Below are 23,413 nucleotides of genomic sequence, written 5' to 3'. Positions count from 1 at the left end.
TATCTCCCAGTCCTGGGTCGGCTGAGATGCGTTCCTGACGCTCTCAACCTCCGGCCGTTCCCGACGTCCGGACCCTGGCCAGTCGGAGAGAAAACGGAGGCGATTTAAGCCGGAACCGAGCCTCGCTTCAAGTCCGCAGCTACATAGAACGTCACAGTCGGTGTAAGTCACACCGCCACGACCTTGTTCCCGGCTCTCATCGCCCCCGGTGATGACCCAACTCAGGCGGGGTTGAACTGCCGGGAGCAGCGAAAGAGAGCGATCGTCGGGAACGAATCGCGAACGACCCCGACTGTTTGGGTGATAGCCGGTGGGTTTACCGCTTCAGCGGCGATGAGCTCGCCGGGCGCCGGGGGTTGTCAGGGGGCATGGCGTAATGCCACCTGACACGTTCACCGTGCGCTGAACTTGCGGGGAAAAAAGATCTACGGGTGAACGGAAAAACTGCGGAGCGAAAGATATCTCACGGGGATTTGCAAGAAACGTGTAACTAAGAACACCCCCATGGACCGGGAGCTAGCCATAAAAAAGGCACCGTGAAGGTGCCTTTTGCTTTTACTTGGTTACGCGTTTGTACTTTATGCGTTTTGGTTCCAGGGCATCTGCGCCGAGGGTACGCTTCTTGTACTCTTCGTATTCGGTAAAGTTACCTTCGAAGAACTCCACCTTGCCTTCATCCTGGTAGTCCAGAATGTGGGTGGCGATACGGTCGAGGAACCAACGGTCGTGGGAGATAACCATCGCGCAGCCCGGGAATTCCAGCAGGGCGTTTTCCAGCGCGCGCAGGGTTTCGATATCCAGGTCGTTGGTCGGTTCATCGAGCAGCAGCACGTTGCCGCCAACCTGCAGCAGCTTCGCCAGATGCAGACGACCGCGCTCACCGCCGGACAGCTCGCCCACGCGTTTGCCCTGGTCGACGCCTTTGAAGTTAAAGCGGCCAACGTAGGCACGGCTTGGCATCTCGGTGTTACCGATACGCATGATATCCTGGCCGCCGGAGACTTCTTCCCACACGGTTTTGCTGTTGTCCATGGCGTCACGGAACTGGTCAACGGAGGCCAGCTTCACGGTCTCACCCAGGGTGATAGAGCCGCTGTCAGGCTGTTCCTGACCGGACATCATGCGGAACAGGGTGGATTTACCCGCGCCGTTCGGACCGATGATGCCCACGATGGCGCCCTTCGGTACGGAGAAGCTCAGGTCGTCAATCAGCAGGCGGTCGCCGTAGGATTTACGCAGATTGTTAACTTCCACCACTTTATCCCCCAGGCGTGCACCAGGCGGGATAAACAGTTCGTTGGTTTCGTTACGTTTTTGGTATTCGGTGCTGTTCAGCTCTTCAAAGCGTGCCAGACGAGCCTTGCCTTTAGACTGGCGGCCTTTAGCGCCCTGACGAACCCACTCCAGCTCTTTCTCAATGGATTTACGGCGAGCGGCTTCCGTGGAGGCTTCCTGCGCCAGGCGCTGATCTTTCTGCTCCAGCCAGGAGGAGTAGTTACCTTCCCATGGAATACCTTCCCCACGGTCAAGCTCCAGGATCCAGCCGGCGACGTTGTCGAGGAAGTAACGGTCGTGGGTAATCGCCACAACGGTGCCTTCGAAGTCGTGCAGGAAGCGTTCCAGCCATGCCACGGATTCTGCATCCAGGTGGTTGGTTGGTTCGTCGAGCAGCAGCATGTCTGGTTTTTCCAGCAGCAGGCGGCACAGCGCTACGCGGCGGCGTTCACCCCCGGACAGCTTCTCAATTTTTGCATCCCAGTCCGGCAGGCGCAGCGCATCAGCGGCGCGCTCCAGCTGCACGTTCAGGTTATGGCCGTCGTGCGCCTGGATAATTTCTTCATACTTGCCTTGCTGCGCGGCCAGCTTATCGAAGTCCGCGTCCGGCTCGGCGTATTTGGCGTAGACTTCGTCCAGGCCTTTCAGGGCGTTAACCACTTCGGAAACGGCTTCTTCTACGGACTCACGTACGGTGTGCTCCGGGTTCAGCTTAGGTTCCTGCGGCAGGTAACCTATCTTAAGGCCAGGCTGAGGGCGGGCTTCACCTTCGATATCGGTATCGATGCCGGCCATGATGCGCAGCAGGGTGGATTTACCGGCACCGTTCAGACCCAGCACGCCGATTTTGGCGCCAGGGAAGAAGCTGAGCGAAATATTTTTCAGAATATGTCGTTTCGGCGGGACAACTTTGCCGACACGATGCATGGTATAAACGAATTGAGCCACAGTGCGACTTTGCCTCTTTTATCGTGATGTAAGATGGTCCATAACAAATGCGAAGTGTAGCCGTTTTCCCGGTCTAATCCCAGCGGGGCATCGTGGTTCTGACGCTGGTTTCCCCTTTATACGTTTAATGACCAAAATATACCTTTCGGACATGGCGTAATGGGCGCCCCCTGGTTAGCATGAATTCATTCGCTTATTGCAGCGCTGGCATGATGCCGTCAGGAAAATAGTGAGGAGAAGTTGTGGTAAAAGCCAAACAAGTCGTATGGCAGTTGCTTGTCGCGGGCGTCAGCCTGGTGATGTTAAACAGCGCGGTGCGTGCTGACTCGCTGGATGAGCAACGCAGCCGCTACGCGCAAATCAAACAGGCGTGGGATAACAAGCAAATGGATGTGGTGGCGCAGCTGATGCCCACGCTACAAACTTATCCTCTTTACCCTTATCTCGAATATCGCCAGCTAACCGATGACCTGATGAATGAGCCCGCCATGGCGGTGGCCCAGTTTATTCAGGCTAACCCCACGCTGCCGCCCGCGCGCTCGTTGAGCTCGCGCTTTGTTAATGAACTGGCAAGGCGTCAGGACTGGCGCGGCCTGCTGGCGTTTAGCCCCGAGCCACCGGCCACCAATGAAGCAAAATGTAATTACTACTTTGCGAAGTGGAGCACCGGGCAGATGGACGCTGCCTGGGCCGGAGCCAAAGAGCTGTGGCTGACGGGCAAAAGCCAGCCTTCGAGCTGCGATGCGCTGTTCTCGGCGTGGCGCGCCTCGGGCACTCAGGACCCGCTCGCTTATCTGGAACGTATTCGCCTGGCGATGAAAGAGGGCAATACCTCGCTGGTGAACGCTCTTGCAAACCAAATGCCTGCGGATTATCAGACCATCGCCAGCGCGCTGATTAGCCTGCAAAACAACCCCGGCACGGTGCTGACTTTCGCCAATAGCGTTGGGGCGACGGATTTCACGCGCCAGGCGGCGGCCATCGCCTTTGCGAGCGTTGCTCGCCAGGACGTTGAGAATGCTCGTTTGATGATCCCGTCCCTGGTTCAGGCGCAAAAGCTGAACGATGAGCAGGCGCAGGAACTGAGGGACACCGTGGCGTGGCGGCTGATGGGCAACGACGTTACCGACGAGCAGGCCAAATGGCGTGATGATGCGATCATGCGCTCCCAGTCTACTTCGCTGATTGAGCGCCGGGTGCGCATGGCTCTGGGTAGCGGAGACCGTTCCGGCCTGAACACCTGGCTTGCGCGTCTGCCGATGGAATCGAAGGAAAAAGATGAATGGCGCTACTGGCAGGCGGACCTGTTACTGGAGCGCGGGCGCGATGATGAAGCAAAAGAGATTCTGCATGCGCTGATGAAAGAGCGCGGTTTCTATCCGATGGTCGCCGCCCAGCGCCTTGGGGAAGAGTATCCGCTGCGCGTAGAGAAGGCCGAAAGCGTGAACCCGGCGCTGGTGCAGGGGCCGGAGATGGCGCGCGTGCGCGAGCTAATGTACTGGAATATGGATAACACCGCGCGCAGCGAGTGGGCTAACCTGGTCACCAGCCGAACCAAACAGGAACAGGGCGGGCTGGCGCGTTATGCTTTTGAGCAGGACTGGTGGGATCTCAGCGTGCAGGCAACCATTGCCGGTAAGCTGTGGGATAACCTCGAGGAGCGCTTCCCGCTGGCTTACAAGGAGACGTTTGCCCGCTACGTTAGCGGCAAAACCGTGCCGCAAAGCTATGCCATGGCGATTGCCCGCCAGGAGAGCGCATGGAACCCGAAAGTTCGTTCTCCGGTAGGCGCCAGCGGCCTGATGCAAATCATGCCGGGAACCGCCACCCATACCGTGAAGATGTTCAGCATCCCAGGCTACAGCAGCCCGGTGCAGCTGCTCGACCCGGAGACCAATATCAATATTGGCACCAGTTATCTGCAATACGTGTTCCAGCAGTTTGAGAGCAACCGTATCTTTGCCTCCGCCGCCTACAACGCCGGGCCGGGGCGGGTCAGAACCTGGCTTGGCAATAGCGCGGGGCGCATCGACGCTATCGCCTTTGTGGAGAGTATTCCGTTCTCGGAAACTCGGGGTTACGTGAAAAACGTGCTGGCTTACGACGCCTACTATCGCTATTTCATGGGGCAGCCCGACAAAATTCTGTCGGATAGCGAGTGGCAGCGGCGTTACTGATTGCGCTGAGAGTATGTTATGCTGCCGTACTAGTTAAAGAGTATGGTGGCCTGACATGACTCAGCTCTCTCAATATTCGGCGGAACAGGCCGAGCAAAGTAACAAAGAGTGGCTCCGCTTTGTGGGGCTGTTGCAGCAGGCGTTTGGGCAGGAGCTTCATTTGCCCCTGCTGACGCTGCTGCTGACCCCGGATGAGCGCACGGCGCTCGGCACCCGGGTGCGGATTATCGAAGAGCTACTGCGTGGTGAACTGAGCCAGCGCGAGCTGAAGAATGAACTGGGCGCGGGGATAGCAACAATTACTCGCGGCTCTAACAGCCTGAAGGCCGCGCCTCCCGAGCTGCGGGCATGGCTGGAACAGCAGCTGCTTCAGGGCGGCAAGCCCGCCGAATAAAGTCTCTACCGGCGATAAATCTCGTTATGAAACGGGCTTAGCGCCAGAATCACCGCCTGATGGTAAACGCTGCTGCGCGTGAGCTTTCCGGCGGTGAACACCCCGATTGCCCCCTCTTTACGCCCAATTTTATCGATACCGGTGTATTCCGACATAACCGGCCCGAGCGCGTTCCCGGCGGTCACTTTTTCAAGAATAACGTCCGGCAGCGGCAGGGTGGCGGAGCGCGCTTCACCGCGCTGATTACCCGCTTCTATCACCACCCAACTGAAGGTGCTGCCTTCGTCAATTCCGGCCTCAATGGCGACCCAGAAGTCGGCTTCTGGTCTGACTTCCCGGGCATTTAGCACCCGGCTTCGTGCGCCAGTTCGCGTTTCGCTGCTGCCGAAGGGTTGTTCAGGCACGCCGCTATCGACGACAACCGACTCAATATGGCAGGATCCTTCACCATAGATTTGGTTAAAAGCCTGCAGAATCGCCTGAATTTTGGCGGGATTAGTTGTTGCAGCAACGACATGGTTCATAATAAGTCAGAACTCTCGATATTTCGTGACCGCAGTATAACGGATAAAACGCATGTTACAGGTATACCTTGTTCGTCATGGCGAAACGCAGTGGAACGCGGAACGCCGCATTCAGGGCCAGTCAGACAGCGCGCTGACTGAAAACGGAGAACGTCAGGCCTGGCAAGTTGCCGAGCGGGCCAGAGCCCTTGGAGTCACCCACATTATCAGCAGCGATTTAGGCCGCACGCGCCGCACCGCAGAGATTATCGCCGAGGCCTGCGGCTGCGATATTATTTTTGATGAGCGCCTGCGTGAGCTGAACATGGGCGTGCTTGAATGCCGCAAAATGGATACGCTGACCGAGGAAGAAGAGGGCTGGCGCCGTCGCCTGGTGGACGGTACGCCGGACGGGCGTATTCCCGAGGGCGAAAGCATGCAGGAGCTGAGCAATCGCATGCATGAGGCGCTTAACGCCTGCCGCGAACTGCCGGAAGGAAGCCGACCGCTGCTGGTGAGCCACGGCATGGCGCTGGGTGGGTTGGTGAGCACTATTCTGGGGTTGCCCGCATCGGCTGAACGCCGTCTGCGCCTGCGTAACTGCTCAATCTCCCGGGTGGATTATCAGCACAGCCCGTGGCTGGCGTCCGGGTGGGTAGTTGAAACGGCAGGAGACATCTCGCATCTCGACGCTCCTGCCCTGGATGAACTCCAGCGTTAACGGCGTACCGGGATCAGGTATTCGCAGCGGATTTGCATCGGCACGTCCTGTTCCCGCGTTTCATCCTGCGGATAGAAAAGCTCAATGTCCTGACCCTGGCGGCGCGTAAGGTTCAGGGAAGGCATGCAGGTGCCGTAAACCGTCAGGATAAAGTCCTGTAGCCCGGTGCCCAGCCCTTCATAGTTAAACTGCACGTAATCCCCGCCTTCCAGCACCACCGGGTGCGAGTCCGGCAGGAACCCGTTGGCCAGTTCCGGCGTCAGCGCGGTGGTGTAGAACACTTCCTGCTCGTCATCTTTTTCCGAGCTTGGGCGCGGTTCATGCAGGCCATACAGTACTCGCGGAATGGTTGGCGAGTTGCCCAGGAACTGCGTCCAGAACTGAATACGCATTTCATTACGGAAGTCTGATATCTGCTCCAGCGTGCAGCTGTAGCTTTGCGTCACCCCGACCAGATGGGTTTCCGGCAACGTAATGAAATGGGCCTGAGGCAGCGTGAACTCGCCCAGGCGCAGCGGCGGACGCATACCGAATGCGCTCCAGTCCGGGGAACGGCGGTACAGGGCCGGCGTTTGAGCGAACTGTTTCTTAAAGGCGCGGGTAAACGTCTGCTGCGAGTCAAAACGATATTGCAGCGCAATATCAAGAATTGGGCGCGCCGTTAAACGCAGGGCAACGGCAGATTTGGAGAGTCGGCGGGCGCGAATATAGGCACCTATGGCGTGCCCGGTAACCTCTTTGAACATCCGTTGTAAATGCCACTTGGAATACCCTGCTTTTGCCGCCACATTATCAAGGGCGAGGGGCTGATCGAGGTGGCCCTCCAGCCAGCTAAGCAGATCGCGAATGATCGCAGCCTGATCCATAAAATATCCTCATCCATACAAGCGAATGCCTGTTTACTAAGGTAGCGGATGATAGCATTTTTGTACTTTATGCATTCAGCGTTTTTTTTTAACAAGTTGTGCCAAATCTGCGCATTATGGAGACAGGTTTTGCTAATAATGTGATATTCAACGGTTTTTTACGCAACTATTGAATAATCGCGTAGTGTAATTTTTATACAATGGTAACAATATGAAATATAAAGCTTTAGCACTTTGCAGTGCGCTTCTGGCTCTGAGCTACGGCGCTCACGCGGAGCAGATCGGATCGGTCGATACGGTGTTTAAAGTCTTTGGCCCGGATCACAAGATCGTAGTAGAAGCGTTTGACGATCCCGACGTTAAGAACGTGACCTGTTACATCAGCCGCGCCAAAACCGGCGGTATTAAAGGCGGGCTTGGGTTGGCGGAAGATACTTCCGACGCAGCAATTTCCTGCCAGCAGGTCGGGCCCGTTGAGCTAAGCGACAAGATCAAAGCCGGTAAAGCTCAGGGCGATGTCGTATTCCAGAAGCGTACCTCGCTGGTGTTCAAGAAGCTTCAGGTTGTGCGTTTTTACGATTCAAAACGCAACACGCTCGCCTATCTGGCCTACTCCGACAGAGTGGTAGAAGGCTCGCCGAAAAACGCCATCAGCGCGGTGCCGATTATTCCGTGGAGTAAATAATCACCCGGCCGGCGCTGAACGGATGCGCTTGCGCGGCATCAGCATGAGAAGCCTGATGTATTTCTGACTCATCAGGCTTGTCAGCTCCGGCCTTCCTTATTAGTGTGTGCTCACGACTCCGCCGCCGATTAAGGCATCGATTGATGCAGATTGAACCTCTACCGCCCCTCAATACCCTTATCGCTTTCGAATGTGTTGCCCGCTACGGCAATATCTCTCGCGCCGCGGAAGAGCTAAACCTCACGCAAAGTGCCATCAGCCGCCAGATTTTACAGCTGGAAGAGATGCTGGGGTGCAAGCTGTTTACCCGCACCCAGAGGCGAGTTTTACTTACGCCGCGCGGTGAATCCTACGCAACCAGGGTGCGCCAGCAGCTGGCCGCATTGTCTCACGCTACCGCCGAAGTTATGGGCTGGACCGGGCTGCCGCAGGTGACCATTGCCTGCACCAGCGCCATGAGTTCGCTCTGGTTGTCATCGCGTTTATCTGCGCTGCACCGCGAACTTCCGGATTTACAGGTGCGGATGAAAATTACCGACAACTTCACCGAACTTCGCTCATCTGAATTCGATCTGGCTATCTTTTATCTGCGTGAGGCACCGCCGGGGTTTCATGCTGAGCCACTGTTTGATGAAGTCTGCTACCCGATGTGTTCCCCGGCGTTCTTGTCGCGTATCGATACCGCCGCACCCGCAGAAGCGCTGCTACAGCACACGCTGCTGATTCAGGACGATCCGCAGCGGGAATGGACGGGCTGGAGCGACTGGTTTGCCTCGCAGAATGTTCTCAGCTTTGTGCCTCGCCAGACCTGGCGGGCAAATAATTATCCGTTTTTAGTCGAGACGGCGGCGCGCGGAGACGGGATATTACTCGGCTGGGAAGGGCTGGTGCAGGATTATCTTAATCGCGGCGATCTGGTGGCGGCGCACCCGGGAAAACTGGCGGCGGGCAGTAAGTGCTTCTTGCTGGTTCCTGAAGATCGTTATATCAAGCCGGTTGTTCGCCATGTGATGAGCTGGCTGCAGCGGCCGCAGCCAGTTGAATCGGGTATTCCTGGCGTGTAGTCGCCACGGAATATTATTTTACTATGGAATGTATCACTAAATTATTTATCTGAAATCGCTGCCATAACATTTTCTTATATATATTCCGTGAACTGACAGGAATAAATAAGTATTAAGCCACTGGTTTATTTGTGGGTGTCTAAATCTAAAGGCGGCAATTTATTTTTTAAGGCTCCACGTCGGCGATAAGAAGTATGCATACCTACAAGGGTGAAAACCAGCCACATTGATTGCGATATTACCGATGCCAAATTAAAATCATGGCTTAAGGAATACAGCCCGCCCACGCAGCCTGCGATATTAAGACAGGCATAACTGTTTGAATCTATTGATACCCTGCGCATCTGAACCAGCGCGTATGCCAGCAGGTAGCAAAACACGCCCACTAATCCTACAAAGGTATGCAGTTCCACTTTTTTTTCCTGAGATGACTCCGTGATCGGCAAATTATCTTTTTTGCTGAAGCTCTGCTGTGCATTTTTTTCATAGTCTGATACGAAAAACTCATGCATCAGAATTAAGCGCTTTTGATATAAATCATAAATAGATGTGCTATGGCATCAGACCCGTGGTCAGACAGACAAATAATAACGGAGAAAAATAAATGAAAGACGAGCGTTCAGATTTGAATAAATACATGCAGGGCGTAAACATCAGCCGCCGTTCATTTATCAACACTGCCGCCCTTATCGGGGCGGGCACCGCGTTGTCGCTCTCGCCGCTGGCCGGTTTCGCCGCAGAGGCTGCGCCAAAAAAAGGGGGCGTGCTAAAGCTTGGGATGTCGGGCGGCAATACCAGCGACTCGCTCGACCCTACGTTGTTTAGCGACTGGGTACCGCTTAACCAGGCCTATATGCTGATGAACGGCCTGGTGGAGATTGATGAAAATAACCAGGCTATACCCGAGCTGCTCGAAAGCTGGGAGGCGAAGCCGGGAGCGCAGGAGTGGACGTTTAAGGTTCGCTCCGGCGTCACCTTCCATAACGGCAAGACCCTGAGCGTGGAAGACATTCTCTATTCTATCAACCTGCACCGCGGCGACCAGTCGCGCAGCGCCATTAAGACCCAGCTCGCCAGCATCAAAGAGCTGAAAAAGAGCGGCGATAACGAAATCAGTATCGTGCTGGACGGCGGCAACGCGGACCTGCCGTTCCTGCTGGCGGACTACCACCTCGTCGTGGTGCCGGACGGCTTTACTGACTGGAAGCATCCGATTGGGACAGGTGGCTTTGTCTTCGACCAATATCAGCCGGGCGTACGCTCCTACTTCAAGCGTAACCCTAATTACTGGAAACCGAATCGTGCGTTCGTAGACGCTGTGGAAGTGTTGGTCATCAACGACGCCACGGCGCGAACCAACGCCCTGATTTCCGGCCAGGTACACGCTATCAATCGCGTTGACTTCAAAACCGTCGATTTCCTCAAACGCAGCCCGGCGCTGAATATCGTGCGTTCTTCCGGCGGCCAACACTTCACCTTCCTGATGGATTGCCGCGTTGCGCCGTTTAACAACAACGATGTGCGCATGGCGATTAAGTACGGCATCGATCGCGAAAAGCTGCTGGCCACCGTGCTGCGTGGCTATGGCGCGCTGGGCAACGATCATCCGATCCCGAAAACCGATCGCTTCTTTAATAAGAGCCTCGCGCAGCGCGCCTACGATCCGGATAAAGCGAAGTTCTATCTGCAAAAAGCCGGGCTTAGCACCTTGCCGCTGGAGCTTTCTTCCTCGGACGCCGCCTTTGCCGGAGCGCTGGATGCCGCAGCCCTGTTCCAGAGCGAGGCCTCTGCCGCCGGGATCCAGGTGAACATCAAACGGCAGCCCGCCGACAGCTACTGGGATGATGTCTGGATGAAAGCGCCGTTCAGCATGGGCTATTGGGGAGGCCGCCCGACGGCGGACCAGATGTTCTCCACCGCCTGGCAGTCCACGGCGAAATGGAATGACTCCCACTGGAAGAATGAGAAATTCGACAGCCTGCTGCTCCAGGCTCGTTCGCTGCTCGATGACCAGAAACGAGCGGAAATCTATGGCGAATTGCAGACTATTGCCCACGACGACGGTGGCGCAATGATCCCGCTATTTGGCGACTATCTGGACGCCGCCAGCAAGAAAGTCGGCGGGGTGAAGCCGCACCCGCTGTTCAACTTTATGGGTGGCCGTCTGGCTGAACGCGTCTGGCTGGAGTCGTAATGAAAAAACAGATCCTTCATCGCCTGCTGCTGGGCATTCTTACGCTGTGGCTGGTCTCGGTGCTGATTTTTGTTGGCACCGAGCTGCTGCCGGGAGACGTGGCCAGCGCGATCCTTGGTCAAAACGGCACGCCTGAAACCATTGCCGCGCTGCGCCTGCAGCTCGGGCTCGATCAGCCAGCCGTTTACCGCTACCTGCACTGGTTTTCCGGCGTGCTGCACGGGGATTTGGGCAATTCGCTTACCAATAATCAACCGATTGGCGCCGAGCTGCTGCCCCGGCTGGCAAATACGCTGTTCCTTGCCGCCTATGCCGCGCTGATTGCTATTCCGCTGGCCGTAATGCTGGGCATTGCTTCTGCGGTATGGCGTGGCTCCTGGTTTGACCGCCTGGCAAACACGCTGACGCTGCTGAGTATATCGGTGCCGGAGTTTTTCGTCGGCTACGTGCTGGTTATCTTCTTTGCTATTCGCCTCGCCTGGTTTCCGAGCCTCGCGCTGGTCGACCCCGATGCCAGCCTGGGGGATCGCCTCTACGCCTGCACTTTGCCGATGCTGACGCTGGTGCTGGTCGTGCTGGCGCATATGCTGCGCATGACCCGGGCCTCGGTAGGAGCGGTGATGTCCAGCAGCTATATCGAAACGGCGCTGCTGAAAGGGCTATCCCGCTGGCGCATCGTGCTGGGTCACGCGCTGCCCAACGCGCTGGCGCCGATCATCAACGTTATCGCCTTTAACCTCGCCTACCTGGTGGTGGGCGTGATTCTGGTGGAAGTGGTGTTTGTCTATCCGGGCATTGGTCAACTGATGGTGGACGCGGTGACTAAACGTGATTTGCCGGTGGTGCAGGCGTGCGGGCTGCTGTTTGGCGGAACCTACATCCTGCTGAATACCACCGCAGATTTGCTGGCTATTTGGTGTAACCCACGACTGCGGCATGCGAGGTAAGTCATGAACAAGATAAAAATTCGCACGGTGCCGCTGTCGGCGATGCTGGGGATGGCAATTATTGCCGTCAATCTGATAGCCGCGCTTTTTGCGCCCTGGCTTGCTCCACACAGCGAAACCGCACAGGTTGGCGATATCTGGATGCTGCCATCCGGTGCGCTGCCGTTCGGCACCGACAGCCTCGGGCGCGATATGCTTTCGCGCATTTTGTTTGGCGCTCGCACCACTATCGCTATTGCGCTGTCGATTACCGCCATCTCCTTTGTACTCGGGATTATCACCGGGTTTACCGCCGCTATTTATGGCCGCTGGGTGGATGTGGTCCTGACGCGCATTGTCGATACGCTGATGTCGATTCCGGTTCTGATCCTGGCCTTGATTGTGCTGTCGGTACTTGGAACCTCAATCCCTGTTTTGGTCGGCACTATTGCTTTGCTGGACGCCACGCGCGTGTTCCGGCTTGCGCGCCTCGTCGCTCAGGGGATTGTTTGCCTTGAGTATGTTGAGGCCGCTCGTCTGCGCGGGGAAGGTCTTTGGTGGATCGTGCGTAAAGAGTTTTTACCTAACGCCATGCCGCCGTTGCTGGCTGAATTTGGCATGCGTTTTTGCTTCACCTTCCTGTTTATTGCCGGACTGAGCTTCCTTGGGCTGGGCATTCAGCCGCCGTGGGCGGACTGGGGCAGCATGGTGCGCGACAACGCCCAGGCGATTAACTTCGGGCAGCTGGCACCGCTTTACCCGGCTGCGGCCATCGCCCTTCTGACGATTGGCGTCAATCTGGTGGTCGACTGGCTGCTGGCGCGTAATAACCTTTCGCTGGGGGAAGAGAGATGACACAACCGATTTTACAGATGCGCGATTTACGCATCGACACTGAACAGGGGCTGCCGCTGGTGAAAGGCATTTCTCTTACCCTGATGCCGGGCGAAGTGCTGGGGCTGATTGGCGAGTCCGGCGCGGGCAAATCGACCATCGGGCTTGCGGCTCTTGGCTATGCTCGTCCGGGCTGCCGTATTGCAGGCGGCGAAGTGCTGATTGCCGGGCAGGATATTGTGCGCCTCTCGGGCAAGGAGAAGCGTGAAATTCGCGGCAGGCGCGTGGCCTATGTTGCCCAGAGCGCGGCGGCGGCCTTTAACCCGGCGCTGACTATCGGCAAGCAGGTTTGCGAGGGGCCGATTCGCCACGGGCTGATGAGCAGTGAGGAGGCGCAGGCGTGGGCGGTAACCTTGTTTCGGGCGCTGGACTTGCCCGAGCCTGAAACTATCGGCCAGCGCTACCCGCACCAGCTTTCAGGCGGCCAGCTTCAGCGTGCAATGGCGGCGATGGCAATGTCCTGCAGGCCGGACGTGCTGGTGCTGGATGAGCCAACAACGGCGCTGGACGTGACCACTCAAATAGAAGTGCTGGTGATGCTGCGCAAGCTGGTCAGAGAGTTTAATACCGCCGCGCTGTATATCACCCACGACCTCGCCGTTGTGGCGCAGATTGCCGACCGCATTATGGTGCTGAGGCAGGGGAGCGAAGTGGAAAGCGGCAGCACTGCCGATATTCTTCAACATCCCAAAGAAAGCTATACCCAGCGGCTGGTGTCCGAGCGGGCGCATGCGCTAACGCCGGTACACGCTGAGAATCGGCCCCAGGGTAAATTGCTAAGCATTGATAACCTGTCCACCGGCTATAACGGAAAAACCGTAGTGCGCGGCGTTTCTTTGACTATTTCTAAAGGGGAGACGCTGGCCATTATCGGCGAGTCCGGCAGCGGAAAGAGCACGCTGGCTCGCGCTTTATGCGGCCTGCTGACCGATACGCAAGGAGCGGTGACTTTTGCCGACAAGGCGCTGGCCAACCGCTATCAGCAGCGTGATAAAGAGACGCTGCGGCGGATCCAGATGATCTATCAACTGCCCGATGTCGCGCTTAACCCACGCCAGACGGTGCTTGAGGCAATCGGCCGGCCGGTCGCTTTCTATTTTGGCCTGGATAAGCAGCAGGTTCGCGCCCGCGTTGCAGAGCTGCTGAAGTTGACCGAGCTGCCTGATTACCTGATCGATCGTTACCCTGGCTCGCTTTCCGGCGGGCAAAAGCAGCGCGTCTGCATTGCGCGAGCGCTGGCCGCACAGCCTGATTTGATTATTTGCGATGAAGCCACTTCGGCGCTCGATCCTTTAGTGGCGGAAGAGGTGCTCAAGCTATTGCGCCATTTGCAGGAACAACTGGGGCTGTCGTATCTGTTTATCACTCACGATCTCAGCACCGTAAAACGCATCGCCCAGCAGGTGGCGGTGATGTACCAGGGCAATGTTGTTGCGCAGGGGCCGACCGAACAGGTATTCAGCGCGCCGATGCACAGCTATACCGAAAAACTGCTGACTTCCGTTCCGGAAATGCGCCCGTCCTGGCTGGATGAGGTGCTGGGTCAGCGCCAGCTAAATGCGATGGCAGGAGCCTCATGAAAAAACTTATCACGCAATTTCCGCACAGCGTCAGCGTGACCGAACATCTGTGGATCGTCCTGAAAGACGGCACTCGCCTGGCGGCCCGAATGTGGCTGCCCTTGTCGGCTGCGCAGCACCCTGTTCCCGCAATTCTTGAATACATTCCCTACCGTAAGCGGGACGGTACGCGCACCCGAGACGAACCGATGCACGGCTATTTTGCCGGTCACGGTTATGCCGTTCTGCGCGTGGACATGCGCGGGAGCGGAGATTCCGACGGGCTGCTCGCCGACGAATATCTGCTACAGGAACATGAAGATGCGCTGGAGGTCATTGACTGGATCAGCCGTCAGGGCTGGTGCAACGGTTCGGTCGGCATGATGGGCAAATCCTGGGGGGGCTTTAACTGCCTGCAGCTGGCGGCCCGGCGGCCACCGGCGCTGAAAGCGATTATTACCGTCTGCTCGACGGACGACCGTTACAACGACGATATTCACTATAAAGGCGGCTGCCTGCTGAACGACAATCTGTGGTGGGGCGGGATTATGCTGGCCTATCAGAGTCGCCCGCAGGATCCGCAGCTGGTGGGGGATAGCTGGTACAAAGAGTGGCTGAATCGCCTGGAAAATATGCCCTTTTTCCCGGCGCTGTGGATGGAGCATCCGCTGAAAGACGCCTACTGGGAGCACGGCTCCGTGGGTGAAGACTGGCAGGCTATTACCTGCCCGGTTATGGCGGTGGGCGGCTGGGCGGACTCTTATAGCAACGCCGTCTTCCGCCTGATGGATAATCTCGACGTACCGCGTAAGGCAATCCTCGGCCCATGGGCGCACATCTACCCGCAGGACGGCACGCCGGAACCGGCGATAGGCTTCCTGCAGGAGGCGGTGAGCTGGTGGGATCGCTGGCTGAAGCAGGTGGACAATGACGCTCTCGAAGGGCCGCGCGTGCAGGCGTGGCTGAACGATAGCCAGCGTCCAGACTCTCAGCGTCCAAAAGCCTTTGGCGAGTGGATCGCTATCGACGGCGATACCGATGAAGTCACGCAGCCTCAGAGCTGGCATTTGCATCCCGGCGGGCTGGAGACGGAGCCATTAGCCGGGGAATACCTGCGGTCTGTCTGTAGCGTGCAAAACCACGGCCTGCTGGCGGGGGAGTGGATGGGCGCTGGTGTGTTAGGGGAAAGCCCGGGCGATCAGCGGATGGACGAAGGCATGGCCGAATGCTTCGACAGCGAGCCGTTGGGCGAAAGCCTGACGATTTACGGCTTCCCGCAGTTCAGCATTACGCTTTCCAGCGATAAACCCGCGGCCATGCTCTACGTGCGGCTTTCTGACGTAGCGCCGGACGGGGCATCGACACGCGTAAGCCACGGCTGGGTGAATCTCAGCCACCTCCAGGGGCAGCACCAGAATGTGCCGTTGACGCCGGGGGAAAAAGTTAGCGTACCGGTGCACCTGGACGGCATTGCGTGGCGCTTTGCGGCCGGGCATCGGCTGCGCGTTTCGCTGGCGACAACCTTCTGGCCTATGATCTGGCCGATGGCGGAGGTTGCTACGCTCGATGTTGATTTGGCAAGCAGCAGGCTGCTGCTGCCGGTATGTCGGCAGGTCGTGCCCTGCGCCGGGCCGAACCCGCAGCCTGAAACTGCCGCCAATACGCCTTTAACGATTCTATCGCCGGGGAGGGTCGAGCGGGAACTGCGTTATGACGTAGTCAACGATAGCTGGCAAAGTATTACCGAGGGCGTGGGCGGCGTGTTCGGGGAAGGGGTTTACCGCTTTGACGATATTGATACTACCGTCGATCATAGCCTGCGCCGCCAGCTGACCGTTAATAATCAGGACCCGCTGTCAGCCCATTATTTGTTGACGCAAAGCATGAAGATTGGCCGGGAAGGCTGGTGGACGGAGACGGATATCGTGCTGGAGATGCGCAGTGACCTGACGCATTTTATCGTCAGCGGAGAGATGACGGTGCGGCATAACGGCGAGAAAGTATTTACCCGCGACTGGGCGCAGCGTATCGCGCGCTAGGATTTCGGGCATAAAAAAGGGCCGGCGAATGCCGGCCCTTTTCCGTGATTTTTACTGCTTATTCCTGCAGATCGCCGCAGAAACGGTAACCTTCGCCGTGGATAGTGGCGATGATTTCCGGCGTATCCGGCGTGGATTCGAAGTGCTTACGAATACGGCGGATAGTCACGTCTACGGTACGGTCATGCGGCTTCAGCTCGCGACCGGTCATTTTCTTCAGCAGTTCAGCACGAGACTGAATTTTGCCCGGGTTTTCGCAGAAGTGCAGCATCGCGCGGAATTCACTGCGCGGCAGCTTGTACTGCTCGCCGTTAGGGCTAACCAGAGAGCGGCTGTTGATGTCCAGCTCCCAGCCGTTGAATTTATAGCTTTCAACGGAGCGACGCTCTTCGCTGATGGCCCCTAAATTCATAGTGCGTGACAGCAGGTTGCGTGCACGAATGGTCAGCTCACGCGGGTTGAACGGCTTGGTGATGTAATCATCCGCGCCAATTTCAAGACCGAGGATCTTGTCCACTTCGTTATCACGGCCCGTCAGGAACATCAGCGCCACGTTGGCTTGCTCGCGGAGTTCACGCGCCAGCAGCAGGCCGTTTTTACCCGGCAGGTTGATGTCCATAATCACGAGGTTAATGTCATTATCCGCGAGGATTTGATGCATCTCGGCGCCATCGGTCGCTTCAAAGACATCATAGCCTTCCGCTTCAAAAATGCTTTTTAACGTGTTGCGTGTTACTAATTCGTCTTCGACGATAAGAATGTGCGGGGTCTGCATGTTTGCTACCTAAAATTGCCAACTAAATCGAAACAGGAAGTACAAAAGTCCCTGACCTGCCTGTTACATGCCATAAATTAACATGCCGGGCTTAACATGACTAAAGTACGTAATTGCGTTCTTGATGCACTTTCCATCAACGTCAACAACATCATTAGCTTGGTCGTGGGTACGCTCCCTTTGGACCCGACGGTGTCAAAAACGGTTGTTATCCTAACCATTTTAACAGCAACATAACAGGCTGGAGCGCCTTAGACACCTGATAAAACTGCGCTTCGTTGACATATATCAATTTCAATTGTAGCACGTTAACAGTTTCATTAAATCATCGTAGCTCAATGCTAGCTTTTGTCACAACTTTTTAATAATCAAGATCGTAAAGGGTTAAAAAAAGTAGCGCTAATCATTCACCGCACTTTATCCTTCACGGAATGAAATAAACCATGCCAAACAAGTGGATATAGTGCGTTGCAGAGACGATTTTTAGCCATATAACCGAATAAAAGCATAAGTTTAAGTTATAAATCTAGCGAGCCTGTATTGATAATATATGTTGCAACAAAGTAAATTTGCGATGCGTATTATCAAATTTTGTGCATCACTTCTCACGTTTTTGCGGATTTTAGAAGAGAGTTCCTATGCGTTTGCCAATTATCCTGGTTTCACCGGCCAGACCTGAGAACGTCGGGGCCGCCGCCCGGGCCATGAAAACTATGGGGTTTACCGAGTTGCGCATCGTTGCAAGCGATGCCCACCTGCAACCTGCGGCGCGTTGGGTCGCACACGGGGCGGGCGATATTCTTGACGGCGTGCAGCATTTTGCCACGCTGGCCGAAGCGCTGAGCGATGTTGATTTTACCGTTGCCACAACCGCCAGAAGCCGCGCGAAGTTTCATTATTACGCGACTCCGCAACAGCTGCTGCCGCTGCTGGAGGAGAAGCGCCAGTGGGTGCAAACCACCGCACTGGTGTTTGGGCGCGAAGACTCAGGCCTGACCAACGAAGAACTGGAGTTGGCCGATGTATTAACCGGCGTGCCGATGGTGGCCGACTATCCTTCGCTTAATCTGGGCCAGGCCGTAATGGTCTACTGCTATCAGCTTTCAGCATTAATGCAGCTGCCCGCGGTGGAAACTGCCGGGATGGACGGTCAACAATTGAACGCTCTGCGCTTGCGTATTAGCGCGCTTTTGACTCGCCTTGATGTGGCCGATGACCAAAAATTAGCCGACTGGGTTCAACAGCGCCTGGGACTGCTTGAGCAGCGCGACACCGCAATGTTGCATCGTTTGCTGCATGATATCGAAAAAAACATGACAGAATAAATGACCGCAAAATAAATCAATTTCAGAATAATAAATCAATAAATGGCCGCGTGAGTTTGCCTTTTCTACGCTTTCTGGTGGATTTTCCAGCGTGAGTGAGCGTGGCCGATTAATGTGACGGATGTAAAAAAAATTGACTTAGCAGAGCGATTACTTTAACCAATAGAGCTAATTCAAATTTAGAGCACACAACATCCATGTTCCGCTTCAGCCTGATTACCACAATTATCACAACCACCATTACCACAGGTAACGGTGCGGGCTGACGCATACAGGTAAAAATGAAAAAAGCCCGCACCTAAACAGTGCGGGCTTTTTTTTCGGGAAAAAATCAAGGGGTCACAACAATGCGAGTGTTGAAATTCGGCGGTACATCAGTGGCAAATGCGGAGCGTTTCCTCCGCGTTGCCGATATCCTGGAAAGTAATGCCAAACAGGGGCAGGTAGCGACCGTGCTGTCTGCTCCGGCAAAAATTACCAACCACCTTGTGGCGATGATTGAGAAAACCATCGGTGGCCAGGATGCTGTGCCGAATATCAGCGATGCCGAACGTATCTTCTCAGAGCTGCTTAATGGCCTGGCCGAAGCGCAGCCCGGCTTCCCGCTTGCCGAGCTGAAGGCGGTGGTTGATCGGGAATTTGCCCAGCTTAAGCATGTCCTGCACGGTATCAGCCTGTTAGGGCAGTGCCCGGACAGCATCAATGCGGCAATCATCTGCCGCGGTGAGAAGCTTTCCATCGCCATCATGTCGGCGGTATTGCAGGCTCGCGGTTACCCGGTGACGGTCATCGATCCGGTTGAGAAGCTGCTCGCGGTGGGTCATTACCTTGATTCCAGCGTTGATATTGCCGAGTCCACCCGCCGTATTGCCGCCAGCCGTATTCCTGAAGACCACATGATCCTGATGGCCGGTTTTACCGCCGGTAACGACAAAGGAGAACTGGTAGTGCTGGGGCGCAATGGCTCCGACTATTCCGCTGCCGTGCTGGCCGCCTGCCTGCGGGCCGATTGTTGTGAGATCTGGACCGACGTTGACGGGGTGTATACCTGCGACCCGCGCCAGGTCCCGGATGCCCGGCTGCTGAAGTCGATGTCTTACCAGGAAGCGATGGAGCTTTCCTACTTCGGTGCCAAAGTTCTTCATCCCCGCACTATTACCCCGATAGCCCAGTTCCAGATCCCTTGTCTGATTAAAAATACCGGCAATCCGCAGGCGCCAGGCACGCTGATTGGCGACAGAAGCGACGATGAAGGCCTGCCGGTTAAAGGCATTACTAATCTGAATAACATGGCGATGTTCAGCGTCTCCGGCCCCGGAATGAAAGGCATGGTAGGCATGGCCGCGCGCGTGTTTGCCGCTATGTCACGCGCCGGGATCTCCGTGGTGCTGATAACCCAGTCGTCCTCCGAGTACAGCATTAGCTTCTGTGTGCCGCAGGCGGACTGCGGGCGCGCCCGCAAGGCAATGGAAGATGAATTCTATCTTGAGCTGAAAGAAGAGCTGCTGGAGCCGCTGGCGGTCACCGAACGTCTGGCCGTTATCTCGGTTGTGGGCGACGGTATGAAAACGCTGCGTGGTATTTCGGCGAAGTTCTTTGCCGCATTGGCCCGCGCCAATATCAACATCGTGGCGATTGCGCAGGGTTCTTCCGAGCGTTCTATCTCGGTTGTCGTCGATAACGACGATGCGACGACCGGCGTGCGCGTTACTCACCAGATGTTGTTTAACACCGACCAGGTTATCGAGCTTTTCCTGGTGGGCGTGGGTGGAGTAGGTGCCGCGCTGCTGGAACAGGTTAAGCGGCAGCAGGCATGGCTGAAGGCGAAGCATATTGACCTGCGTGTGTGCGGCATAGCGAACTCAAAAGCCCTGTTGACCAACGTACACGGGCTGGACCTGGAAAACTGGCAGCAGGCGCTTGAGCAGGCTAAAGAGCCGTTTAATCTTGGCCGCCTGATTCGTCTGGTGAAAGAGTATCACCTGCTGAACCCGGTGATTGTCGACTGTACTTCCAGCCAGGCGGTGGCAGACCAGTACGCCGACTTCCTGAGCGAAGGCTTCCACGTGGTGACGCCGAATAAAAAGGCCAACACCTCCAGCATGAATTATTACCACCAGATGCGTAATGCGGCTGAGCATTCTCGCCGTAAGTTCCTGTACGACACCAACGTAGGTGCCGGACTGCCGGTGATTGAAAACCTGCAAAACCTGCTCAATGCCGGAGATGATTTGCAGCGCTTCTCCGGCATTCTCTCTGGCTCGCTTTCGTTTATTTTTGGCAAGCTTGATGAGGGCATGAGCTTCTCGCTGGCGACCAGCACCGCCCGCGAAATGGGTTACACCGAACCGGATCCACGCGACGATCTTTCCGGCATGGATGTTGCGCGTAAGCTGCTTATCCTGGCGCGCGAAACCGGTAGCGAACTCGAACTTTCCGATATTGCTATTGAGTCGGTGCTGCCGGAGACCTTTGACGCCAGCGGAGACGTGGAGTCTTTTATGGCACGCCTTCCTCAGTTGGATGATGAGTTTGCGGCTCGTGTGAGGAAGGCGCGTGACGATGGGAAAGTGCTACGTTACGTCGGTATTATTGAAGAAGACGGCAGCTGTAAAGTGAAGATCGATGCCGTAGACGGCAACGATCCGCTGTATAAAGTGAAAAACGGCGAGAACGCGCTGGCCTTCTACAGCCACTATTATCAGCCGCTGCCTCTGGTATTGCGCGGTTACGGTGCCGGTAACGATGTTACTGCCGCGGGCGTGTTCGCGGATCTGTTGCGCACCCTGTCATGGAAGTTAGGAGTTTAAGATGGTTAAAGTATATGCACCGGCTTCCAGCGCCAATATGAGCGTGGGTTTTGACGTTCTGGGGGCGGCGGTGTCGCCGATTGACGGTTCGCACCTCGGCGATTACGTGACGGTGGAGGCGGCGGAAAGCTTCAGCCTCACCAACCTCGGGCGTTTTGCCAGCAAGCTGCCGGATGAACCTCGCGAGAATATTGTTTACCAGTGCTGGGAGCGCTTCTGCCAGGAGATTGGCAAAACCATTCCGGTGGCGATGACGCTTGAGAAAAATATGCCTATCGGCTCCGGGCTGGGCTCCAGCGCCTGTTCGGTGGTTGCCGGGCTGATGGCAATGAATGAGTTCTGCGGTAAACCGCTGAGCGACACGCGCCTGCTTGGCCTGATGGGCGAGCTGGAAGGGCGCATCTCCGGCAGCATTCATTACGACAACGTTGCGCCGTGTTTCCTCGGCGGCATGCAGTTGATGATTGAAGAAAGCGGCATCATCAGCCAGCAGGTGCCAGGCTTTGATGAGTGGCTGTGGGTGCTGGCTTATCCCGGCATCAAAGTTTCTACCGCCGAAGCGCGGGCTATTCTGCCGGCGCAGTATCGCCGCCAGGACTGCATCAGCCACGGGCGCCATCTGGCCGGTTTTATTCATGCCTGCCATACCCGCCAGCCTGCGCTTGCGGCCAAACTGATGCAGGACGTAATAGCCGAGCCTTACCGCGCTAAACTGCTGCCGAAGTTCGATGAGTCTCGTAAAGCGGTGGCCGATATTGGCGCGCTGGCGAGCGGTATTTCGGGCTCCGGCCCAACCTTATTTGCGCTGTGCGATAACAACGATACCGCGCAGCGTGTGGCTGACTGGCTAAGCCAACACTATTTGCAAAACCAGGAAGGTTTTGTACATATTTGCCGTCTGGATACGGCTGGCGCACGAGTTTTGGGATAACGCATGAAACTGTACAACCTTAAAGATCACAACGAGCAGGTCAGCTTTGCGCAGGCCGTCACCCAGGGGCTGGGCAAACAGCAGGGCCTGTTCTTCCCGCACGACCTGCCGGAATTTGAGCTGACTGAAATCGACGCCATGCTGAACCAGGATTTTGTCAGCCGCAGCAGCAAAATCCTCTCGGCGTTTATCGGCGATGAGATCCCTCAGGAGATTCTGGAAGAGCGCGTTCGCGCGGCCTTCGCTTTCCCCGCGCCGGTGAAGATGGTCGAGCCTGATGTCGGCTGCCTTGAGCTGTTCCATGGCCCAACGCTGGCGTTTAAAGACTTCGGCGGCCGGTTTATGGCGCAAATGCTGACTCATATCAGCGGTGACAAACCGGTCACTATTCTGACCGCGACTTCCGGCGATACCGGGGCAGCCGTTGCCCACGCTTTCTACGGTATTGAGAACGTTCGTGTGGTCATCCTGTACCCGCGTGGCAAAATTAGCCCGCTGCAGGAAAAACTGTTCTGCACCCTGGGCGGCAATATCGAAACTGTCGCTATCGATGGCGATTTCGACGCCTGCCAGGCGCTGGTGAAACAGGCATTCGACGACGAAGAGCTGAAAGCCGCTCTGGGGTTAAACTCGGCCAACTCCATTAACATCAGCCGGCTGCTGGCGCAGATTTGCTACTACTTTGAAGCGGTTGCTCAGCTCCCTCAGGAAGCGCGTAACCAGCTGGTGGTCTCCGTGCCAAGCGGTAATTTTGGTGACCTGACTGCCGGCCTGCTGGCGAAATCCCTTGGCCTGCCGATTAAGCGTTTTATTGCCGCCACCAACGCCAACGACACAGTTCCTCGCTTCCTGGCTGAAGGGCAGTGGGCGCCGAAAACGACGGTTGCCACCCTTTCCAACGCCATGGACGTGAGCCAGCCAAACAACTGGCCGCGTGTAGAAGAGCTGTTCCGCCGTAAAATCTGGCGTCTTACCGATCTCGGCTATGCCGCCGTGACCGACGAAACGACCAAAGAGACGATGCGCGAGCTGAAAACTATCGGCTATGTTTCTGAGCCGCACGCGGCCATTGCCTATCGTGCGCTGCGCGACCAGCTGCAGCCCGGTGAATTTGGCTTGTTCCTGGGCACTGCGCATCCGGCGAAGTTTAAAGAGAGCGTGGAAGAGATTCTGGGCGAAGCGCTGCCGCTGCCGCAGGAGCTGGCGTCCCGCGCCGACCTGCCGCTACTGTCCCATAACCTTCCGGCTGACTTTGCAGAGCTGCGTAAGCTGATGATGGCGAGAGCTTAATATCATTCTGTGAATAAAAAACGCCAGCATTAAGCTG

The 23,413-nt window shown here is 56.4% G+C and carries 21 protein-coding genes and 1 other annotated feature; of the genes, 16 read left to right on the top strand and 5 right to left on the bottom strand.

The genetic code is table 11. From position 1 onward, the window contains the following. Positions 1–555: 555 nt before the first annotated feature. Positions 556–2,223, bottom strand: a complete 1,668-nt coding sequence (gene ettA / locus ACG1VR_RS19740; RefSeq protein WP_039897884.1) for an energy-dependent translational throttle protein EttA — start codon at positions 2,221–2,223, stop codon at positions 556–558. A 242-nt stretch (positions 2,224–2,465) separates the two neighbouring features. On the opposite strand from ettA, the gene sltY reads away from it, so the two are divergent. Together sltY and trpR are read left to right on the top strand one after the other, a co-directional pair. Continuing rightward, positions 2,466–4,400, top strand: a complete 1,935-nt coding sequence (sltY, locus tag ACG1VR_RS19735) for a murein transglycosylase (RefSeq protein WP_395489613.1) — start codon at positions 2,466–2,468, stop codon at positions 4,398–4,400. Positions 4,401–4,455: 55 nt separating this feature from the next. Then, positions 4,456–4,794, top strand: coding sequence for a trp operon repressor (gene trpR / locus ACG1VR_RS19730; RefSeq protein WP_016534797.1), 339 nt, complete (start codon positions 4,456–4,458; stop codon positions 4,792–4,794). Between the two features lie 5 nt (positions 4,795–4,799). Here the strand turns inward: trpR and yjjX are convergent, their stop codons facing one another. Then, complete coding sequence (gene yjjX / locus ACG1VR_RS19725) at positions 4,800–5,318, bottom strand: inosine/xanthosine triphosphatase (protein WP_016534798.1); 519 nt, start codon at positions 5,316–5,318, stop codon at positions 4,800–4,802. Positions 5,319–5,370: 52 nt separating this feature from the next. Between yjjX and gpmB the strand changes: the two genes are divergently transcribed. Then, positions 5,371–6,018 (top strand): 2,3-diphosphoglycerate-dependent phosphoglycerate mutase GpmB, encoded by a 648-nt coding sequence (gene gpmB, locus ACG1VR_RS19720; protein ID WP_016534799.1) that lies wholly within the window; start codon positions 5,371–5,373, stop codon positions 6,016–6,018. Here the strand turns inward: gpmB and robA are convergent. Continuing rightward, positions 6,015–6,884: an MDR efflux pump AcrAB transcriptional activator RobA gene (robA, locus tag ACG1VR_RS19715; protein ID WP_016534800.1), complete on the bottom strand. Its 870-nt coding sequence runs from the start codon at positions 6,882–6,884 to the stop codon at positions 6,015–6,017. The two genes, gpmB and robA, sit on opposite strands and share 4 nt — an antisense overlap. Positions 6,885–7,095: 211 nt before the next feature. On the opposite strand from robA, the gene creA reads away from it, so the two are divergent. Both creA and ACG1VR_RS19705 read left to right on the top strand, forming a co-directional pair. Continuing rightward, positions 7,096–7,569, top strand: coding sequence for a protein CreA (gene creA / locus ACG1VR_RS19710; RefSeq protein ID WP_016534801.1), 474 nt, complete (start codon positions 7,096–7,098; stop codon positions 7,567–7,569). A gap of 143 nt (positions 7,570–7,712) precedes the next feature. Beyond that, entirely contained in the window at positions 7,713–8,633 is a 921-nt protein-coding gene (locus ACG1VR_RS19705; protein WP_016534802.1) for a LysR substrate-binding domain-containing protein, read from the top strand. A gap of 125 nt (positions 8,634–8,758) precedes the next feature. On the opposite strand, the gene ACG1VR_RS19700 is transcribed toward ACG1VR_RS19705, so the two are convergent. Next, positions 8,759–9,046 carry a cyclic nucleotide-binding protein gene (locus ACG1VR_RS19700; RefSeq protein WP_216375278.1) on the bottom strand — a complete coding sequence of 96 codons (288 nt, stop codon included), beginning with the start codon at positions 9,044–9,046 and terminating at the stop codon, positions 8,759–8,761. Between the two features lie 191 nt (positions 9,047–9,237). On the opposite strand from ACG1VR_RS19700, the gene ACG1VR_RS19695 reads away from it, so the two are divergent. The 5 genes from ACG1VR_RS19695 to ACG1VR_RS19675 are packed head-to-tail and all read left to right on the top strand — an operon-like array spanning position 9,238 to position 16,245. Beyond that, positions 9,238–10,827, top strand: coding sequence for an ABC transporter substrate-binding protein (locus ACG1VR_RS19695; protein ID WP_395489612.1), 1,590 nt, complete (start codon positions 9,238–9,240; stop codon positions 10,825–10,827). After that, a complete protein-coding gene (locus ACG1VR_RS19690) occupies positions 10,827–11,774 on the top strand; it encodes an ABC transporter permease (protein ID WP_172568393.1) in 948 nt (315 codons plus the stop codon). The genes ACG1VR_RS19695 and ACG1VR_RS19690 overlap by 1 nt, the downstream gene beginning before the upstream one ends. 3 nt (positions 11,775–11,777) lie before the next feature. Further along, positions 11,778–12,608, top strand: coding sequence for an ABC transporter permease (locus ACG1VR_RS19685; protein ID WP_216375275.1), 831 nt, complete (start codon positions 11,778–11,780; stop codon positions 12,606–12,608). After that, positions 12,605–14,227 carry an ABC transporter ATP-binding protein gene (locus tag ACG1VR_RS19680; RefSeq protein WP_016534807.1) on the top strand — a complete coding sequence of 541 codons (1,623 nt, stop codon included), beginning with the start codon at positions 12,605–12,607 and terminating at the stop codon, positions 14,225–14,227. Before ACG1VR_RS19685 ends, ACG1VR_RS19680 begins: the two co-directional genes overlap by 4 nt. Further along, positions 14,224–16,245, top strand: coding sequence for a CocE/NonD family hydrolase (locus tag ACG1VR_RS19675; RefSeq protein WP_395489611.1), 2,022 nt, complete (start codon positions 14,224–14,226; stop codon positions 16,243–16,245). The genes ACG1VR_RS19680 and ACG1VR_RS19675 overlap by 4 nt, the downstream gene beginning before the upstream one ends. Positions 16,246–16,303: 58 nt before the next feature. Here the strand turns inward: ACG1VR_RS19675 and arcA are convergent, their stop codons facing one another. Next, complete coding sequence (arcA, locus tag ACG1VR_RS19670) at positions 16,304–17,020, bottom strand: two-component system response regulator ArcA (protein WP_008461663.1); 717 nt, start codon at positions 17,018–17,020, stop codon at positions 16,304–16,306. A 96-nt stretch (positions 17,021–17,116) separates the two neighbouring features. Between arcA and yjjY the strand changes: the two genes are divergently transcribed. The 6 genes from yjjY to thrC all read left to right on the top strand — a co-directional run bounded on the left by yjjY (position 17,117) and on the right by thrC (position 23,376). Further along, complete coding sequence (yjjY, locus tag ACG1VR_RS19665; protein WP_115586303.1) at positions 17,117–17,257, top strand: protein YjjY; 141 nt, start codon at positions 17,117–17,119, stop codon at positions 17,255–17,257. Positions 17,258–17,658: 401 nt separating this feature from the next. Continuing rightward, positions 17,659–18,345, top strand: coding sequence for a tRNA/rRNA methyltransferase (locus ACG1VR_RS19660; RefSeq protein WP_016534809.1), 687 nt, complete (start codon positions 17,659–17,661; stop codon positions 18,343–18,345). A gap of 197 nt (positions 18,346–18,542) precedes the next feature. Beyond that, positions 18,543–18,611, top strand: a complete 69-nt coding sequence (gene thrL, locus ACG1VR_RS19655) for a thr operon leader peptide (RefSeq protein WP_071530522.1) — start codon at positions 18,543–18,545, stop codon at positions 18,609–18,611. Further along, positions 18,550–18,667 (top strand) — a sequence feature (Thr leader region). (Overlaps the previous gene by 62 nt.) A 25-nt stretch (positions 18,668–18,692) precedes the next feature. Then, positions 18,693–21,155: a bifunctional aspartate kinase/homoserine dehydrogenase I gene (gene thrA, locus ACG1VR_RS19650; RefSeq protein WP_395489610.1), complete on the top strand. Its 2,463-nt coding sequence runs from the start codon at positions 18,693–18,695 to the stop codon at positions 21,153–21,155. A gap of 1 nt (position 21,156) precedes the next feature. Further along, entirely contained in the window at positions 21,157–22,086 is a 930-nt protein-coding gene (thrB, locus tag ACG1VR_RS19645) for a homoserine kinase (RefSeq protein ID WP_172568388.1), read from the top strand. Positions 22,087–22,089: 3 nt separating this feature from the next. Further along, a complete protein-coding gene (gene thrC, locus ACG1VR_RS19640; protein WP_172568387.1) occupies positions 22,090–23,376 on the top strand; it encodes a threonine synthase in 1,287 nt (428 codons plus the stop codon). The last annotated feature ends 37 nt before the right edge of the window (positions 23,377–23,413 follow it).

The sequence above is a fragment of the Cedecea davisae genome, assembly GCF_044095835.1.
Classification (GTDB): domain Bacteria; phylum Pseudomonadota; class Gammaproteobacteria; order Enterobacterales; family Enterobacteriaceae; genus Cedecea; species Cedecea davisae.
Note: the sequence above shows the minus strand (reverse complement) of the source record. Positions and strands in the feature narration are given on the sequence as shown.

Coding starts and splice junctions, on each gene's coding strand:
- ACG1VR_RS19695 (WP_395489612.1), top strand. CDS start 9,238: ATGAAAGACGAGCGTTCAGATTTGAATAAATACATGCAGGGCGTAAAC.
- robA (WP_016534800.1), bottom strand. CDS start 6,884: ATGGATCAGGCTGCGATCATTCGCGATCTGCTTAGCTGGCTGGAGGGC.
- ACG1VR_RS19705 (WP_016534802.1), top strand. CDS start 7,713: ATGCAGATTGAACCTCTACCGCCCCTCAATACCCTTATCGCTTTCGAA.
- ACG1VR_RS19690 (WP_172568393.1), top strand. CDS start 10,827: ATGAAAAAACAGATCCTTCATCGCCTGCTGCTGGGCATTCTTACGCTG.
- arcA (WP_008461663.1), bottom strand. CDS start 17,020: ATGCAGACCCCGCACATTCTTATCGTCGAAGACGAATTAGTAACACGC.
- ACG1VR_RS19680 (WP_016534807.1), top strand. CDS start 12,605: ATGACACAACCGATTTTACAGATGCGCGATTTACGCATCGACACTGAA.
- trpR (WP_016534797.1), top strand. CDS start 4,456: ATGACTCAGCTCTCTCAATATTCGGCGGAACAGGCCGAGCAAAGTAAC.
- yjjX (WP_016534798.1), bottom strand. CDS start 5,318: ATGAACCATGTCGTTGCTGCAACAACTAATCCCGCCAAAATTCAGGCG.
- thrA (WP_395489610.1), top strand. CDS start 18,693: ATGCGAGTGTTGAAATTCGGCGGTACATCAGTGGCAAATGCGGAGCGT.
- ACG1VR_RS19685 (WP_216375275.1), top strand. CDS start 11,778: ATGAACAAGATAAAAATTCGCACGGTGCCGCTGTCGGCGATGCTGGGG.
- thrC (WP_172568387.1), top strand. CDS start 22,090: ATGAAACTGTACAACCTTAAAGATCACAACGAGCAGGTCAGCTTTGCG.
- ACG1VR_RS19675 (WP_395489611.1), top strand. CDS start 14,224: ATGAAAAAACTTATCACGCAATTTCCGCACAGCGTCAGCGTGACCGAA.
- gpmB (WP_016534799.1), top strand. CDS start 5,371: ATGTTACAGGTATACCTTGTTCGTCATGGCGAAACGCAGTGGAACGCG.
- yjjY (WP_115586303.1), top strand. CDS start 17,117: ATGACTAAAGTACGTAATTGCGTTCTTGATGCACTTTCCATCAACGTC.
- ACG1VR_RS19660 (WP_016534809.1), top strand. CDS start 17,659: ATGCGTTTGCCAATTATCCTGGTTTCACCGGCCAGACCTGAGAACGTC.
- creA (WP_016534801.1), top strand. CDS start 7,096: ATGAAATATAAAGCTTTAGCACTTTGCAGTGCGCTTCTGGCTCTGAGC.
- thrB (WP_172568388.1), top strand. CDS start 21,157: ATGGTTAAAGTATATGCACCGGCTTCCAGCGCCAATATGAGCGTGGGT.